The organism is Nocardia sp. TBRC8007 (assembly GCF_056629435.1).
In genome coordinates, this window is the sequence record NZ_JBWSOR010000004.1 from 37,155 (window position 1) to 51,485 (window position 14,331).

Consider the following 14,331-nt stretch of genomic DNA (forward strand, 5'->3'; position numbering starts at 1 on the left):
TTCCACCTCGTTCCGCGCACTACAGCCGGGCACTACTCCGGTTCGACCCCGTAGTCCTGGGCCAGCCAGCGAGTAGAGGCCGGGGCGAACAACAGCACGAGCGCGGTGACCGCGACCAGCCCGAGCAGGGTGCCATAAACCGGCTGATGCGAGTCGGTGAGCAACGACCAAGTCACCGGCAACAGCAACAGCTGGGCGAGCACGGCGATGGCGCGCCCCCAGCGTTGCCCGAACAGCAACCCGACACCAGCGGCAAGCACCGCGCCGCCGAGGATGCCGAACCACGCAGCAGTGCCATAGCCGCTGGTCGCGGTCTGGTCATGACCGAGCAGCCCACGCACGATCAATACGACCGCGATTACGACGGCAACCGTCCCTTCGAGCGTCACCAGACCTCCGGCCACCCGCACTGTCATCGGCACACCTGCCGAACCCACAGCCTTGTCGCTCATTGGGGCACCATCCCTTCTGCAGCCCGATTGCTCGAGCAGCCCGATTGCTCGAGCAGAAAGCCTACGACCCGGACAGCCGCGACATGGTCCCGACATACTCCGAAGGGCGCCCCAGGACTCGCGCCTTTCCAGCTGGGCTCGGCGGCCAACTAGGCTGCGAACGTGCGGACCCTCTTGATCGTGAACCCGAACGCCACTGCGACCACGTCGGCGACCCGAGACCTGCTGGCGCACGCGCTGGAGAGCCGCACTCAACTGACCGTCGCGCATACCCAGCATCGCGGTCACGCCGCGGAACTGGCCCAGTGGGCAGCCACCAGCGAGATGGACCTGATCGTCGTGCACGGTGGCGACGGAACGGTCAACGAGACAATCAACGGCTTCCTACCGCTGCCCGAACTAGACGACAACCAAGCCTGGTTACCGCGCCTCGGCGTGATCCCTGGTGGATCGGCGAATGTCTTCGCCCGCGCGCTCGGCATCTCGCCTGATCCGGTCACCGCCACCAACCAGCTCATCGATCTGCTCACGCTGGACGCGGATAGACGTATCGGCCTCGGTGTCGCCGACGACCGCTGGTTCTGCTTCAGCGCAGGTGTCGGACTGGACGCCGACGTATGCGCGGCGATCGATGCCGCCCGCGCCCGCGGCCATAGCGTCACCCCGGCACGTTATGTGCGGACAACTGTGCGGCAATTCTTCCGGGCCAAGCGGAACGATCCGAACGTCCGGGTGGAGATTCCAGGACACGAACCTGTTGATGGAGTTCATTACTCATTCGTTACGAACACCACACCATGGACTTATCTGAACACCACACCGGTACACACCAATCCCGGCACACGGTTCGAAACTGGGCTCGGAGTGTTCGCCATGCGTTCCATGGCCGTGATCCCAACCCTCCTACTCGCCCGTCAGCTCCTCATATCCAACGGAAATCCCAAGTACCGCAAATTATTTCGTGAAGACGATGTCCCCACTGTACGAATCGAATCCAAAGAACCCATCGGCCTGCAAATGGATGGCGACTTCATCGGAAAGCGATACATAGTGGATTTCACGGCGATCCCCGATGTCCTCGCCGTCGTAGCGCCGCAGCCACACTGAACGTGGAATACCGTAAAAAACCTCGTGGTAGTGCTGCAAAATCCAAGTGGAGCGAGTACAAAGGACCGAGCAGGCCTAAGGGCCTTCAGAGCGTGAGCTTCCCCACGGTGCACCGTGTACCTATTGACATCTACGGTGTTCGTGAAAGCATTCACAAGCAACCGTGCGGAAACATTCAAGTCGCACAAGTGAACGAAACATAAACCATAGGCGCCCCTGTGCGGCGCCCAGCAAAGGAGCAGAGGAATGGACTGGCGCCACAAGGCCATCTGTCGCGATGAGGATCCCGAACTGTTTTTCCCGGTGGGTAACAGCGGTCCCGCGCTCGCGCAGATTGCCGATGCCAAGCTGGTCTGCGCTCGCTGTCCGGTAACCGCCGACTGCCTGTCCTGGGCCCTGAAGTCCGGACAAGACGCCGGAGTATGGGGCGGCATGAGCGAGGACGAGCGTCGGGCGCTCAAGCGCCGGAATGCGCGCACCCGCACCCGCACCGCTGTCTGATCAGACGATCGACCTCATCGAGCCGCTCAGCCCGGCTCGATGAACGAATTTCAGCCCGGCACCGCGCGGTGCCGGGCTGTGTTGTCCGGTGACATTGTCGTTGTCCAGTGACATTGTCGTTGTCCGGTGACATTGTCGTTGTCCGGTGACATTGTCCGACAGCGCCTTCAACGGGCCGAGCGGCGTCCAAGCGGGACGCGCAGCACCGCGTCAGTACCGATATCAGCGCCAGGATGCAGACCGATCGACCCACCGAGTTCAGCGGTTACCAGGGTGCGAACGATCTGCAGGCCGAGCCGGTCAGAGGATTCCAGGCTGAATCCGGAAGGCAAGCCACGACCGTTATCGCTGATGATGACGTCCAACCAACGCGCCGAACGTTCGGAACGGATTGTCACCGTGCCCTTTTCGCCGGGATCGAAGGCATGCTCGATAGCGTTTTGCACCAATTCGGTAAGCACCATTACCAACGGGGTCGCCCGTTCAGCGGAGAACACACCGAGCGAACCGGCGCGGCGCACCTTGATGCGCGCGGTATGCACGGTAGCGACGTCGGCCATGATCGGCAGCAGACGGTCGACGACCTCGTCGAGATCGACTTCTTCGTCCACCGACATCGACAGCATCTCGTGCACCGACGCGATCGAGGTAACCCTGCGTACAGACTCGGTGAGCGCGACCTGCGCCTCCTCGTTCTCGGTGCGGCGGGCTTGCAAACGTAGCAGCGCGGCGACGGTTTGCAAATTGTTCTTCACCCGATGATGGATCTCCCGGATGGTGGCATCCTTGCTCAGCAATGCGCGATCGCGGCGCTTGACCTCGGTGACATCACGAACGAGTACAGCGGCGCCGACCAACTCCCCCTGCGGACGCAGGACGAGTGTACGCAACAGTACGGTAGCGCCACGCGCCTCGACCTCCATGCGCCGCCCGGTCCGGCCGGCTAGAGCTGCCTGGATATCGCCGACCACCTCCTGCGCGTCGAATGGGTCGGTGATCAGCGCTCGGGTGGTGGCGGCAAGGTCCTGTCCCGCCAGATCTGCCTGCAAACCCATCCTGTGGTAAGCCGAGAGCGCGTTCGGGCTGGCATACACGACGGTGCCCTCGGTGTCGAGCCGGATGAAGCCGTCTCCCGCACGCGGGCTGGAATGAGTGGCCGCGCGATCTTCGGTAGTAGGGAAGGTGCCTTCAGCGATCATCCGGCACAGGTCGTCGGCACATGCCACATAAGCGATCTCCAGCGTGCTGTGCACTCGAGTACGTCGCAGGTCGGTATCGCGGCTCAGTACCGCGATCACATCGTCGCCACAGCGCACCGGGATGGCCTCGCGGACCACGTGCACCGAGTACGGGTGGTGGACCGCGGAAGCCCCTCCCCCACTGTCGGCTCGTACGACGTCCCCGGTCACCAGGGCGTCGAACACCTGCGGATAGTCGCTGGGCCGAGCTACGGTGCCGACCGAATCCTCCTGGTGCACAGTGGGTGCGGTGGTGGGGCGGCACTGTGCGACGCACACGATATCCGCACCCGCGGTCACTGGACCCACACCGACCCACAACAACAGGTCCGCGAAGGACAGATCGGCCAGCAACTGCCAATCGCCCACCACACGCTGCAAGTGATCCACGGCGACGCCGGGGAGGTCGGTGTGCTCGGCCAACAGCTCACTCAAAGTCGCCATGAGAGGTTATCACCGTAACCGTTCAGGAGATGACTGCGATCAGATGGCCCGCTTTGATAGCGTCGCCCTCTCTGACGCCGAGCGAGGTCACCGTACCGCTGGATTCCGCAACCACCGGGATCTCCATCTTCATCGACTCGAGGATCACCAGGGTGTCACCCTCTTGGACCTCGTCGCCTTCTTGTACAACCACCTGATAGACGACCGAAACCAGCTCGGCGAGCACTTCCTCGGCCATGGCACCCCATTCGTCGGTTGGTCAGTATCCGCTGCGGATACAGCCAACCACACGTGAAACAATGGCCTTCAACCAGAAGGGAGAATACTCATGGGTAAGCGCGGACGTAAAAAGCGGAGCCGTAAGGGCAACGCGGCCAACCACGGCAAGCGACCCAACGCCTGAGCATCGGCTCGACTCGAGCCACGAAGCGGCACGCTGTCCCGGCAGGAAAGCGTGCCGCTCGGCGTTTCACGGACCGGCCGACCGGTCCGTGGTCTCGATCGAACACTCCGTGGCGATGATCGTACGGCGAATTTCGATGGTCAGACGCTCACGTAACGAATCGGGCGCACGATCGCCGCCGCACTTGCGGCTGAGCAGACTCTTGATCTTCTCCTCGATACCGTATGCCTCGATACAGGGGCCGCAATGATCCATATGGTGCCGCAGCCGGCCCCTCGTCGCCTCATCGCACTCGCCGTCCAGCATCAGCCACACATCGGCGAGCACCGCTGCGCAATCCAGCTCCATGTCGGGATCCCGCTCGGTACTCACTGCTTGACCTCCTGGTGCTCCCCCGCCCTATCGAATCCACGCTCGCGCGCCACATCGGCGAGCAAACCCTTCAGTTGTCTACGACCGCGGTGCAGCCGAGACATCACCGTCCCGATGGGGGTGCCCATGATGTCGGCGATCTCTTTGTACTGGAACCCCTCGACGTCCGCGTAATACACCGCCATCCGGAATTCCTCTGGCAATTCTTGGAGCGCGGCCTTGATGTCGTCGTCCGGCAATGCGTCCAACGCCTCGACTTCCGCGGAGCGCAGCCCCTGCGAAGTGTGTTCCGCGGTCGCGGCCAACTGCCAATCAGTGATCTCTTCGGTCGGGTACTGCGCGGGCTGCCGCTGCTTCTTGCGATAAGAATTGATGTACGTGTTGGTCAGAATCCGGTACAGCCAGGCCCGGAGGTTGGTGCCCTCCCGGAACGACTTGAACCCCTGGAATGCCTTGACATATGTTTCCTGGACCAGATCCTCGGCATCCGCCGGGTTCCTGGTCATCCGCAGCGCAGCGCCGTAGAGTTGATCGAGCAGCGGGAGCGCGTCCCGCTCGAACCGCCGCACCAGTTCGACATCGTCGACGGCGGCGACATCGTCGGCCACCACGTCATCGTCGCTCGTCACACTTGTCCCTTCGGTCGCCGTCCCTGCCCAATCTACCGGCAGCGGCATATCGAGCGAGCGGCTACCTGCTGTCGGTGATAAGGGTGTCCATACCGAACAATCGTCGAGCAGTACGGGCACCGGCATCTCCTTTTGGGTCTTCGCTGGGCGTGCGCACGCAGTGGAAGCGTTCGAACGCTGTGTATCGCCTACAACATGCACGGCCCTCGCGGTGTTCCCGTGCCGGGCCAGTTATCCAGCTAGGGTTTCGGCTATGGCGACAGGCTCGACTCCGGCGATCCGGGCAGCGGTCCAGGCTGAGGTGTCCTACCGCGTACACGCCTACCCGCACAATCCGCGCACCGACTCCTACGGCGTCGAAGCGGCCGAGGCGCTCGGCACCGAACTCGGCATCTTAGCCGAGCAGATCTTCAAGACTCTGGTCATCGAACTGTCCACCGGCACGCTCGCTGTGGCCGTGCTCCCGGTGCCGAACAGATTGTCACTCAAAGCTGCCGCCAAGGCGCTGGGTGCGGCGAAGGCAGGCATGGCGGACAAGGCTCGGGCGGAGCGGACAACCGGGTATGTGCTCGGCGGAATCTCCCCGCTGGGCCAGCGCACCCAATTGCCCACCGTGATCGACAACTCGGCACTGTCATGGGACCGAGTGTTGTGTAGCGCCGGGCGACGGGGCCTGGAGATCGAGCTTGCACCAGCCGAACTGATCCGGATGACCGCCGCGGTGACCGCGCCGGTGACATCCGCGTAGCTCAGCTGAATCGACCACGATCTGTGCATTACTGGAAGAACCAGATTCGCCCGACACGAGGAAGTGATGCGAATGTTCGCATACCAGCGTTTACGCACCATGACCGTCGTATTGCTCGGAGCTGTCGTAACTCTCGGTTCGATGACGTTGTTCGCCCCAGCGGTCACCGCCGCACCGGGCACCCCACGGACCGACGGCTTCTCCTTCGAGAAGCAGCACAGTCACGACACTCCGGCCGACCCGAGCGACCAGGAGTGGCAACGGAGGGCCGAGAAGACCGAGAGACTGGGCGGTCGGGTGGCGACCGAGACCATCGACCTCGTCACCGGAGTGATCAAGTGCGGGTTGAATATCGTTACCCCGAGCGTGCGCTGCACGCTGTAGCGCACCAAAGCCGAAGAGTCACAACAGTGGTAGCTGTCCGGCTTCTTCCCGATCCACTACCTGGGCAAGCAGTGCAGGGCCATTGTTACGCACGCTATTGACCAGACTGGACACCGGTCGTGACACGATCCCCTCAATCGTCTCCGCCCCAGGAGCCGACAGCAGACTCGCCGACGCCGGGTGATCCGGATCCAGCCAGGCATCCCAATGCTCACGCGGCAACGGCAACGGCATCCGATCGTGGATCCGGGCCAACTCGCCCAGTGCGTCGGTGGTCACGATGGCGCACGACAGCAGCGGCTCGCTCTCCGGCTCGGCACGATCACGCCATACCGACCACAGTCCCGCCATATAGAGCCGAGAACCATCGGCGTTGGCCATATAGTACGGTTTTTTGGCGACCCGGTCCTTCACACCGGATGCGGGATCTGGTTCGACGACCCATTCGTACCACCCGTCCATCGGCACCAGGCAGCGCCGGTATTTCACCGCGTCCCGAAAAACGGGCGTGGTGGCCGCCCGGTCTGCACGGGCGTTGAACAGCGGTTTGCCCTTGACCGGGACACCAGGCTCGGCGGTTTTGGCCCAGACCGGGATCAACCCCCAACGCATAGCCCGGATACGACGTTTGCGATCACCGTCCGCGTGTCCAGGGTCGTGTCGATCGACCACGGTGAGCACCTGTGTGGTCGGAGCGACATTGTAGTTGGCGAAGGAGTCCTGGCTCGCGGGCCCGGTCTCATCAATCGCGTCCAGTTCCACTGCGAGCCTGCCCGGGCCGGCCGTGACCGCGTATCGTCCGCACATACCTCGATCGTTCCATCCGCTACCGACAAGTGCCACAGGCGATCACGTCGCCGCTGTCGATCACAGCTACTGCCATGCACGCCAGAACCGATGATCCGTCGTAACCCGAGACAACCGATTACGCTGACGATCTATTGAGAGTTTCGACATAGCACTTTCTCATCGGCAGGCCGGACTCGGCGCCATCCATACCAGCGTGCGCAGCACCGGACCGCAGACAGCAGGAGGAGACCAGCTGTGACACCCCCCGACACCGAACCAACCGACCACAGTATCGCTCTCCCTTCGATCAATCCGGCGACAGGAGAAGTGATCGACACACACGTCATCGCCGATAACGCCGCAGTGGTAGCCGCGGTGGCCAAAGCCCGTGCGGCGGCGACCACGTGGGGCGCACTGAGTTTCGACGAGCGGCGCACACACCTACTGCGCTGGGCGAGCACACTGGTGCGGCATTCGGACACACTCTGCGAATTGATCCATGCCGAAAACGGCAAACCGATCGATGACGCTTATCTGGAGCTGTCACTCGCCCTGGAACACATCGCCTGGGCGGCGAAGAATGCCAAGAAGGTCCTCGGTCCACGGAAGATCAGCCCCGGTTTGCTGATGTCGAACTTCAGCGCCCGGCTCGAACAACGACCACTCGGCGTTATCGGTGTGATCGGCCCGTGGAACTATCCGGTCTACACGCCCAATGGCTCCATCGCCTACGCGCTGGCCGCGGGTAACACCGTGGTATTCAAGCCGAGCGAATACGGAACCAGTGTCGGCAATTACCTTGCCGACACATTCGCCGAGGCCAATCCTGGGCTGCCCAAGGGCGTGTTCGACACCGTCAACGGCTACGGCACCACTGGTGCGGCACTAGTGCGCTCTGATGTCGACAAGATCGCCTTCACCGGCTCGACCGCCACCGGCAAGCGGATCATGGCCGCGGCTGCGGAGAAGCTCACCCCCTTGCTTCTGGAGTGTGGCGGGAAAGACGCGGTGATCGTCGCCGCCGACGCCGACATCGCCGCTGCCGCCGACGCGGTCGCCTGGGGAGCTACTGCCAATAGCGGTCAGACCTGCGCGGGGGTCGAACGCGTTTATGTGGAACGCACGGTCCGCGATGCGTTCGTAGCGGAGGTCAAGCGGGTCCTCCGCGATATCAAGCCTGGTTCTGGTAACAAGGCTGCTTATGGCCCGATGACCATGCCGGGCCAAATCGACATCGTACGTCACCACATCGAAAACGCGCTGAAGAACGGCGGCACCGCGGTGTTCGGCGGGCCTGAGTCGGTCAAAGCGCCATTCGTCGAACCGGTGGTCCTGGTCGACGTGGACGAGAACTCCGACGCGGTGCGCGAGGAGACCTTCGGCCCGACCATCACCATCCGCACGGTGGACAGCGTCGACGAAGCGGTCAGACTGGCCAACAACTCGACCTATGGCTTGTCCTCCGCGGTGTATTCGAAAAAGAACGGCCTGGACATCGCACGCGCGCTGCGTGTCGGCGCCACCTCGGTGAACTCGGTACTTGCCTTCGCCGCGATTCCCGGTCTGCCCTTCGGCGGCGTCGGCGACTCCGGCATCGGCCGCATCCACGGCGCGCCCGGATTGCTCGAGTTCGCTCGCCCGCACTCGATCGCCGTGCAGCGCTTCGCCATTCCCGGCATGGCCTTGTTGAGCTATACCCGCACCGAAGCCACCATGAAACTAATGCGCACAATCGTTCCGTTCCTACATGGACGGCACAAATAAGGAAAAGGGAAGCCGTGCAACGGTTCCGGACATCCAGCAGTGCCGAGCGCCCGGCCTCTGGGACCGGGCGCTCGGCACCGAGGTCACCAGTAACGGTAGCCCGGCCACCGCCCCGCGACGCCCTGGAACATCGTGGCGACGACTCGAACACCTACCATCGGCGTACAGCGAGCACCCAGTTACACAGGCGCTGCACAGACGATCACCGCTATGGGTGATGATAGATGGGTGAACTTCTGGCCAGCGCCCCATGTCGATGTCCCTGTACACGCGACCGTGACCCTGCCCGGATCGAAATCGATCACGAACCGGGCGCTCATCCTGGCCGCTCTGGCCGATGAGCCCTCGACGATCACCGGTGCGCTCCGCAGCCGGGACACGAACTTGATGATCACCGCGCTGCGCACGCTGGGCGTGGGCATCCACGCGGAGGGCGCTACGGTGACCGTCACCCCCGCACCGCTCGGCGCGGGCGCGATCGACTGTGGACTGGCCGGCACCGTAATGCGCTTCCTGCCGCCGGTCGCGGCGCTGGCTTCGGGTGATATCGCGTTCGACGGCGACGAACAGGCCAGAATACGTCCGCTGCGTACCATCCTGGACGCGCTGCGTACGCTCGGCGCCGATATCGACGGCGACGCATTGCCGTTCACTGTACACGGTACGGGTGCACTGCGCGGCGGCGCAGTGACCATCGACGCGTCCGGTTCGTCGCAATTCGTCTCCGGGCTGCTGCTGTCGGCCGCGCGTTTCGATCAAGGAGTGGTGGTGCACCATGACGGCGAAGCGCTGCCCTCGATGCCACATATAGAGATGACCGTGGAGATGCTGCGCCGCACCGACGTGCGGGTGCAGGCGCCCACGGACAGTTTCAAAGCGCAGACATGGACTGTCGAGCCCGGACCGATCCGAGCAGTGGATTGGGAAGTCGAACCGGATCTGTCCAACGCGACCCCATTCCTCGCCGCGGCCGCGGTCACCGGCGGTACCGTCAGCATCCCGCACTGGCCACGGCTGACCACGCAGCCGGGCGATGTGATCCGGGAGATCCTGGTTCGGATGGGCGCAGAGGCGAGGTTCTTCGACGGGACGCTCACCGTCCACGGTCCCGATCAGCTCGCGGGTATCGACATCAATCTACATGATGTGGGTGAGCTGACCCCGACGGTCACGGCACTGGCCGCACTGGCCGACTCCCCCTCCGTGCTGCGCGGTATCGACCATCTGCGCGGCCACGAGACCGATCGACTGGCCGCACTGTCCACCGAGATCAACCGGCTCGGCGGCAAGGTGACCGAAACCGAGGACGGTCTCGAGATCGTTCCCGCGTCCCTGCACAGCGGTCAATGGCATTCCTATGCCGATCACCGGATGGCGACCGCAGGCGCCATTCTTGGTCTCCGGGTACCCGGTATCGAGATCGAAGACATCGGGACCACGGCCAAAACACTGCCGAACTTCGTCGATCTGTGGGAACGGATGCTCGATCCAGCGCTATCTGAGGAAGGAGCGGCGCGCTGAGCCGGGCGGGACGTCCTGCGAGCAGCTACGACGAATCCGATGTCCGGATTCGTCCCGGACGTAGCTCCCGTCCGCGCACCAAGACCAGGCCCCGGCACAGCAACGCCGAATCCGCCATGGTGGTCTCCGTAGACCGCGGCCGCTGGGGATGCGTACTCGGCGGTGATCATGATCGCCGGATCGTGGCCATGCGGGCCAGAGAGCTGGGCCGCACTCCGATCGTGGTCGGCGACCGAGTCGATGTGGTCGGCGACTTGTCCGGACGACCGGACACTCTAGCCCGCATCGTCCGAGTCACCGAGCGCCGAACCGTGTTGCGCCGCACCGCCGACGATACCGACCCGTACGAGCGGATCGTGGTCGGCAACGCCGACCAGCTGTTCATCGTCGTGGCATTGACTGATCCGCCGCCGCGCACCGGTTTCGTCGAACGCGCCATGGTCGCCGCCTACGCAGGCGGCCTGCGACCGATTCTGTGCTTGACCAAACACGATCTGGTCGCTGATTCCGAATTCGCCACCGCCTTCGAAGGTCTCGATCTCACGATCGTCTGCGGCGGCATGAAGGATCCACTCACCCCAGTACTGGACCTGCTCGCTGATCGCCTCACCGCACTGGTCGGGCACTCCGGTGTCGGCAAATCCACATTGGTGAATCGGCTGGTGCCGAACGCGGATCGAGCCGTCGGCGAAGTCTCCGGCGTCGGCAAGGGAAAACACACCTCTACTCAGTCGGTCGCGCTCCCCCTATCCAGCGGCGGCTGGGTCATCGATACCCCCGGCGTCCGGTCGTTCGGCTTGGCCCATATCACCCCCGACGATGTTCTCGCCGCCTTCACCGACCTCGCAGAAGCCATCGAGAGCTGCTCGCGCGGCTGTACCCACTTCGGCCCTCCCGCCGACCCGGAATGCGCACTGGACCGGCTCACCGGCAAGGGGCATCGGGTAACCGCCATCCGCCGCTTGCTCACCGCGCTCACCGCCAACGATCCTTGGTGAACCGGCGAGGCCGGTGACAGGACAGCGATCCGGATATACGGCCCCAGACATCGAAATACCGAATCCACCTGTGCAGCGTTCGAAGTTTCCCAAACGCCGCACAGGTCGGCGCCTCAGTGGCGGCGGCGGGACTTCGGTCCGCGTTTGGCCTTCGCCTCTGCGCGGGCTGCCTCACGCCGCTCGCGGCGGGTGGGCTGGGGCCCCCGGTCAGTGCCGTATTCCTGGGCGTCACTGCGCACCGCGGCGCGGCCTCCTTCATCCGGACCCGAATAGCTGAGTCCGCGTGTGCCGACATCGTCGATGCCCTTAGCACGTAAGGCCGCCGGGACATGACCGTTGGCACCGGGAGCTTCTTCGGTGGGCTCTGAGGGCGCGGCCACCACCGCGCCGACCGGAGAGCGCAGGCCCGGATCCACCGAAACGCCTTCCGGCTGCGGCTGCTGCACCTCGACCTGAAGATTGAACAGGAATCCGACCGACTCCTCTTTCAGGCCATCGAGCATCGCAGTGAACATATCGAAGCCTTCACGCTGGTATTCCACCAGCGGATCGCGCTGAGCCATCGCGCGCAAGCCGATGCCTTCTTTGAGATAGTCCATCTCGTAGAGATGCTCACGCCACTTGCGGTCGAGCACGGAAAGCAGCACCTGGCGCTCCAGATTGCGCATGCTGCCCTCGCCTGCGAGTTCGTCGATCTCGTCCCCACGGCGATCGTAGGCATTGTGCCCATCTTCCAAGATCGCCTCCAGCAGCTCCTCACGGCTGAGTTCACCCACCTCGCCGAGCTCGTTCTCCCCGGCCAATTCCTTGTAGTCCAGACTCACCGGGTACAGCGTCTTCAGCGCCGCCCACAGTTTGTCCAGATCCCAATCCTCTACGTAGCCCTCGGCGGTAGCGCCGTCCACGTAGGCGGTGATCACATCGGAGATCATGACTTGGACCTGCCCCTCCATGTCCTCGCCACGCAGGATCCGGTTGCGCTCGCCGTAGATGACGGTGCGCTGTTGGTTCATCACCTCGTCGTACTTCAGCACGTTCTTGCGGATCTCGAAGTTCTGCTGCTCGACCTGCGTCTGCGCGCTCTTGATGGCCTTGGACACCATCTTCGCCTCAATCGGCACATCGTCGGGCAGATTCAGACGTGTCATGATCGATTCCAGGGCGGCACCGTTGAACCGACGCATCAGCTCGTCGCCCAATGACAGGTAGAAGCGGGACTCACCAGGATCGCCTTGCCTGCCGGAACGGCCGCGCAGCTGATTGTCGATTCGACGGGATTCGTGCCGCTCGGTACCGAGCACATAGAGACCACCCGCCTCGCGCACAGCCTCGGCGTCCTCTGCGGTCTGGGCCTTGACCTGGTCCAGGGTGGACAGCCAGGCGTGTTCGTACTCCTCCGGAGTTTCGACCGGATCGAGCCCCTGCTTGCGCAACAGGATGTCGGCGATGATGTCCGGATTGCCACCGAGTACGACGTCGGTGCCACGACCGGCCATGTTGGTCGCGACTGTTACCGCACCCGGCCGTCCTGCCTCCGCGATGATCTGGGCTTCCTGCTCATGAAACTTCGCGTTCAGCACATTGTGCGGGATGCTGCGCTTGGTGAACTGTTTGGACAGATACTCCGAGCGCTCGACGCTGGTGGTGCCGATCAGCACCGGTTGGCCCTTTTCATGCCGTTCGGTGACGTCATCGACCACAGCGGCGAACTTGGCCTCTTCGGACTTGTAGATGAGGTCGGACTGGTCGGTGCGGATCATCGGCTTGTTGGTCGGAATGGGGACCACGCCGAGGCTATAGATCTGATGCAGCTCAGCGGCCTCGGTCTCGGCGGTGCCGGTCATTCCGGAGAGCTTGTCGTAGAGGCGGAAGTAATTCTGCAGCGTGATCGTGGCCAGGGTCTGGTTCTCCGGCTGGATCTCCACCCTCTCCTTGGCCTCGATAGCCTGGTGCATCCCCTCGTTGTAGCGGCGTCCGACCAGGATGCGACCGGTGAACTCGTCAACGATGATCACCTCGCCGTCTCGGACGATGTAGTCCTTGTCGCGGGTATACAGCTCTTTGGCCTTGACGGCGTTATTCAGATAACTTACCAGCGGCGAGTTGGCGGACTCGTACAAGTTGTCGATACCGAGCTGGTCCTCGACGAACTCGACGCCCGCCTCGTGCACTCCGATGGTGCGCTTCTTGATGTCGACCTCGTAGTGCACGTCCTTCTTCAGCAGTGGCGCGATGCGCGCGAACTCGGCGTACCACTTCGAGGAGGCATCGGCCGGACCGGAGATGATCAACGGAGTACGCGCCTCATCGATCAGAATCGAGTCGACCTCGTCGACGACGGCGAAGTTGTGTCCACGCTGCACCAGGTCGTCCAGCGAGTGAGTCATATTGTCGCGCAGGTAATCGAAACCGAACTCGTTGTTCGTGCCATAGGTGATGTCGGCGTGGTAGGCCGCCCGCCGCTGCGTGGGGCTCATGCCCGACAGGATGACGCCGACCTCTAGACCGAGGAAACGATGCACTCGGCCCATCCACTCGGCATCGCGTTTGGCCAAATAATCGTTCACCGTCACGACGTGCACACCCTCGCCGCTGATCGCGTTCAGATAAGCGGGCAGCACACAGGTGAGGGTCTTGCCCTCCCCTGTCTTCATCTCGGCAATGTTGCCAGTGTGCAACGCGGCGCCGCCCATCACCTGCACCTTATAGTGCTTCTGGCTGAGCACCCGCCACGACGCCTCGCGTGCGACCGCGAACGCCTCTGCCATCAACTGGCCGAGCGGGTCGCTCTCGCCTGCTTCGACCATCTCGGCGTAACGCTCGCGGAACTCATCGGTCTTGGCCCGCAGCTCGGTGTCGGCGAGGTCCGCGTATTCCGGCTCCAGGGCGAGGACCTGATCGGCGAAATGCGAGAGCCGCTTGACCATGCGACCCTCACCAATCCGAAGCAACCTCGTCAGTGTCAGCGCAGGCACGGGTTT

General features: G+C 63.4%; 15 protein-coding genes. 8 read left to right on the forward strand and 7 right to left on the reverse strand.

What is annotated here, in order from left to right:
- Positions 1-32: 32 nt before the first annotated feature.
- Positions 33-452, reverse strand: a complete 420-nt coding sequence (locus tag ACX4ZE_RS05930; protein WP_480272295.1) for a hypothetical protein — start codon at positions 450-452, stop codon at positions 33-35.
- Positions 453-614: 162 nt separating this feature from the next.
- Between ACX4ZE_RS05930 and ACX4ZE_RS05935 the strand changes: the two genes are divergently transcribed.
- Together ACX4ZE_RS05935 and ACX4ZE_RS05940 are read left to right on the forward strand one after the other, a co-directional pair.
- Positions 615-1,559, forward strand: a complete 945-nt coding sequence (locus ACX4ZE_RS05935) for a diacylglycerol/lipid kinase family protein (protein WP_480272296.1) — start codon at positions 615-617, stop codon at positions 1,557-1,559.
- A gap of 246 nt (positions 1,560-1,805) precedes the next feature.
- Complete coding sequence (locus tag ACX4ZE_RS05940; protein WP_480272297.1) at positions 1,806-2,060, forward strand: WhiB family transcriptional regulator; 255 nt, start codon at positions 1,806-1,808, stop codon at positions 2,058-2,060.
- A gap of 167 nt (positions 2,061-2,227) precedes the next feature.
- Here the strand turns inward: ACX4ZE_RS05940 and ACX4ZE_RS05945 are convergent, their stop codons facing one another.
- Entirely contained in the window at positions 2,228-3,742 is a 1,515-nt protein-coding gene (locus ACX4ZE_RS05945; protein ID WP_480272298.1) for a sensor histidine kinase, read from the reverse strand.
- Positions 3,743-3,764: 22 nt separating this feature from the next.
- Positions 3,765-3,980 carry a biotin/lipoyl-binding carrier protein gene (locus tag ACX4ZE_RS05950; RefSeq protein ID WP_480272299.1) on the reverse strand — a complete coding sequence of 72 codons (216 nt, stop codon included), beginning with the start codon at positions 3,978-3,980 and terminating at the stop codon, positions 3,765-3,767.
- 90 nt (positions 3,981-4,070) lie between these two features.
- On the opposite strand from ACX4ZE_RS05950, the gene ACX4ZE_RS05955 reads away from it, so the two are divergent.
- Positions 4,071-4,145, forward strand: a complete 75-nt coding sequence (locus tag ACX4ZE_RS05955) for a 50S ribosomal protein bL37 (protein ID WP_022597109.1) — start codon at positions 4,071-4,073, stop codon at positions 4,143-4,145.
- A gap of 66 nt (positions 4,146-4,211) precedes the next feature.
- On the opposite strand, the gene rsrA is transcribed toward ACX4ZE_RS05955, so the two are convergent.
- Both rsrA and ACX4ZE_RS05965 read right to left on the reverse strand, forming a co-directional pair.
- Entirely contained in the window at positions 4,212-4,493 is a 282-nt protein-coding gene (rsrA, locus tag ACX4ZE_RS05960) for a mycothiol system anti-sigma-R factor (RefSeq protein WP_480272525.1), read from the reverse strand.
- A 20-nt stretch (positions 4,494-4,513) separates the two neighbouring features.
- Positions 4,514-5,194, reverse strand: coding sequence for a sigma-70 family RNA polymerase sigma factor (locus tag ACX4ZE_RS05965; RefSeq protein ID WP_480272526.1), 681 nt, complete (start codon positions 5,192-5,194; stop codon positions 4,514-4,516).
- 205 nt (positions 5,195-5,399) lie between these two features.
- Between ACX4ZE_RS05965 and ybaK the strand changes: the two genes are divergently transcribed.
- Together ybaK and ACX4ZE_RS05975 are read left to right on the forward strand one after the other, a co-directional pair.
- A complete protein-coding gene (ybaK, locus tag ACX4ZE_RS05970; RefSeq protein WP_480272300.1) occupies positions 5,400-5,894 on the forward strand; it encodes a Cys-tRNA(Pro) deacylase in 495 nt (164 codons plus the stop codon).
- A 66-nt stretch (positions 5,895-5,960) separates the two neighbouring features.
- The gene (locus tag ACX4ZE_RS05975; protein ID WP_480272301.1) at positions 5,961-6,278 is read left to right on the forward strand and encodes a hypothetical protein; all 318 of its coding nucleotides are present in this window, start codon (positions 5,961-5,963) and stop codon (positions 6,276-6,278) included.
- Positions 6,279-6,296: 18 nt separating this feature from the next.
- On the opposite strand, the gene ACX4ZE_RS05980 is transcribed toward ACX4ZE_RS05975, so the two are convergent.
- The gene (locus tag ACX4ZE_RS05980) at positions 6,297-7,085 is read right to left on the reverse strand and encodes an SOS response-associated peptidase (protein WP_480272527.1); all 789 of its coding nucleotides are present in this window, start codon (positions 7,083-7,085) and stop codon (positions 6,297-6,299) included.
- Positions 7,086-7,322: 237 nt separating this feature from the next.
- Here ACX4ZE_RS05980 and ACX4ZE_RS05985 point away from each other — a divergent pair, with 237 nt between their 5' ends.
- The 3 genes from ACX4ZE_RS05985 (at position 7,323) to rsgA (ending at position 11,350) form a co-directional block, all read left to right on the forward strand.
- The gene (locus ACX4ZE_RS05985; protein ID WP_480272302.1) at positions 7,323-8,831 is read left to right on the forward strand and encodes an aldehyde dehydrogenase family protein; all 1,509 of its coding nucleotides are present in this window, start codon (positions 7,323-7,325) and stop codon (positions 8,829-8,831) included.
- A gap of 210 nt (positions 8,832-9,041) precedes the next feature.
- Entirely contained in the window at positions 9,042-10,352 is a 1,311-nt protein-coding gene (gene aroA, locus ACX4ZE_RS05990) for a 3-phosphoshikimate 1-carboxyvinyltransferase (RefSeq protein ID WP_480272303.1), read from the forward strand.
- Positions 10,349-11,350, forward strand: coding sequence for a ribosome small subunit-dependent GTPase A (rsgA, locus tag ACX4ZE_RS05995; RefSeq protein WP_480272528.1), 1,002 nt, complete (start codon positions 10,349-10,351; stop codon positions 11,348-11,350). Before aroA ends, rsgA begins: the two co-directional genes overlap by 4 nt.
- A 113-nt stretch (positions 11,351-11,463) precedes the next feature.
- On the opposite strand, the gene secA is transcribed toward rsgA, so the two are convergent.
- Positions 11,464-14,325: a preprotein translocase subunit SecA gene (gene secA, locus ACX4ZE_RS06000; RefSeq protein ID WP_480272304.1), complete on the reverse strand. Its 2,862-nt coding sequence runs from the start codon at positions 14,323-14,325 to the stop codon at positions 11,464-11,466.
- Positions 14,326-14,331: the final 6 nt, after the last annotated feature.

Excerpts from the sequence above, each read along its gene's own strand:
- ACX4ZE_RS05930 (WP_480272295.1), bottom strand. The coding sequence starts at position 452 with ATGAGCGACAAGGCTGTGGGTTCGGCAGGTGTGCCGATGACAGTGCGG.
- ACX4ZE_RS05940 (WP_480272297.1), top strand. The coding sequence starts at position 1,806 with ATGGACTGGCGCCACAAGGCCATCTGTCGCGATGAGGATCCCGAACTG.
- ACX4ZE_RS05945 (WP_480272298.1), bottom strand. The coding sequence starts at position 3,742 with ATGGCGACTTTGAGTGAGCTGTTGGCCGAGCACACCGACCTCCCCGGC.
- ACX4ZE_RS05950 (WP_480272299.1), bottom strand. The coding sequence starts at position 3,980 with ATGGCCGAGGAAGTGCTCGCCGAGCTGGTTTCGGTCGTCTATCAGGTG.
- rsrA (WP_480272525.1), bottom strand. The coding sequence starts at position 4,493 with ATGGAGCTGGATTGCGCAGCGGTGCTCGCCGATGTGTGGCTGATGCTG.
- ACX4ZE_RS05965 (WP_480272526.1), bottom strand. The coding sequence starts at position 5,194 with ATGCCGCTGCCGGTAGATTGGGCAGGGACGGCGACCGAAGGGACAAGT.
- ybaK (WP_480272300.1), top strand. The coding sequence starts at position 5,400 with ATGGCGACAGGCTCGACTCCGGCGATCCGGGCAGCGGTCCAGGCTGAG.
- ACX4ZE_RS05975 (WP_480272301.1), top strand. The coding sequence starts at position 5,961 with ATGCGAATGTTCGCATACCAGCGTTTACGCACCATGACCGTCGTATTG.
- ACX4ZE_RS05980 (WP_480272527.1), bottom strand. The coding sequence starts at position 7,085 with ATGTGCGGACGATACGCGGTCACGGCCGGCCCGGGCAGGCTCGCAGTG.
- aroA (WP_480272303.1), top strand. The coding sequence starts at position 9,042 with ATGGGTGATGATAGATGGGTGAACTTCTGGCCAGCGCCCCATGTCGAT.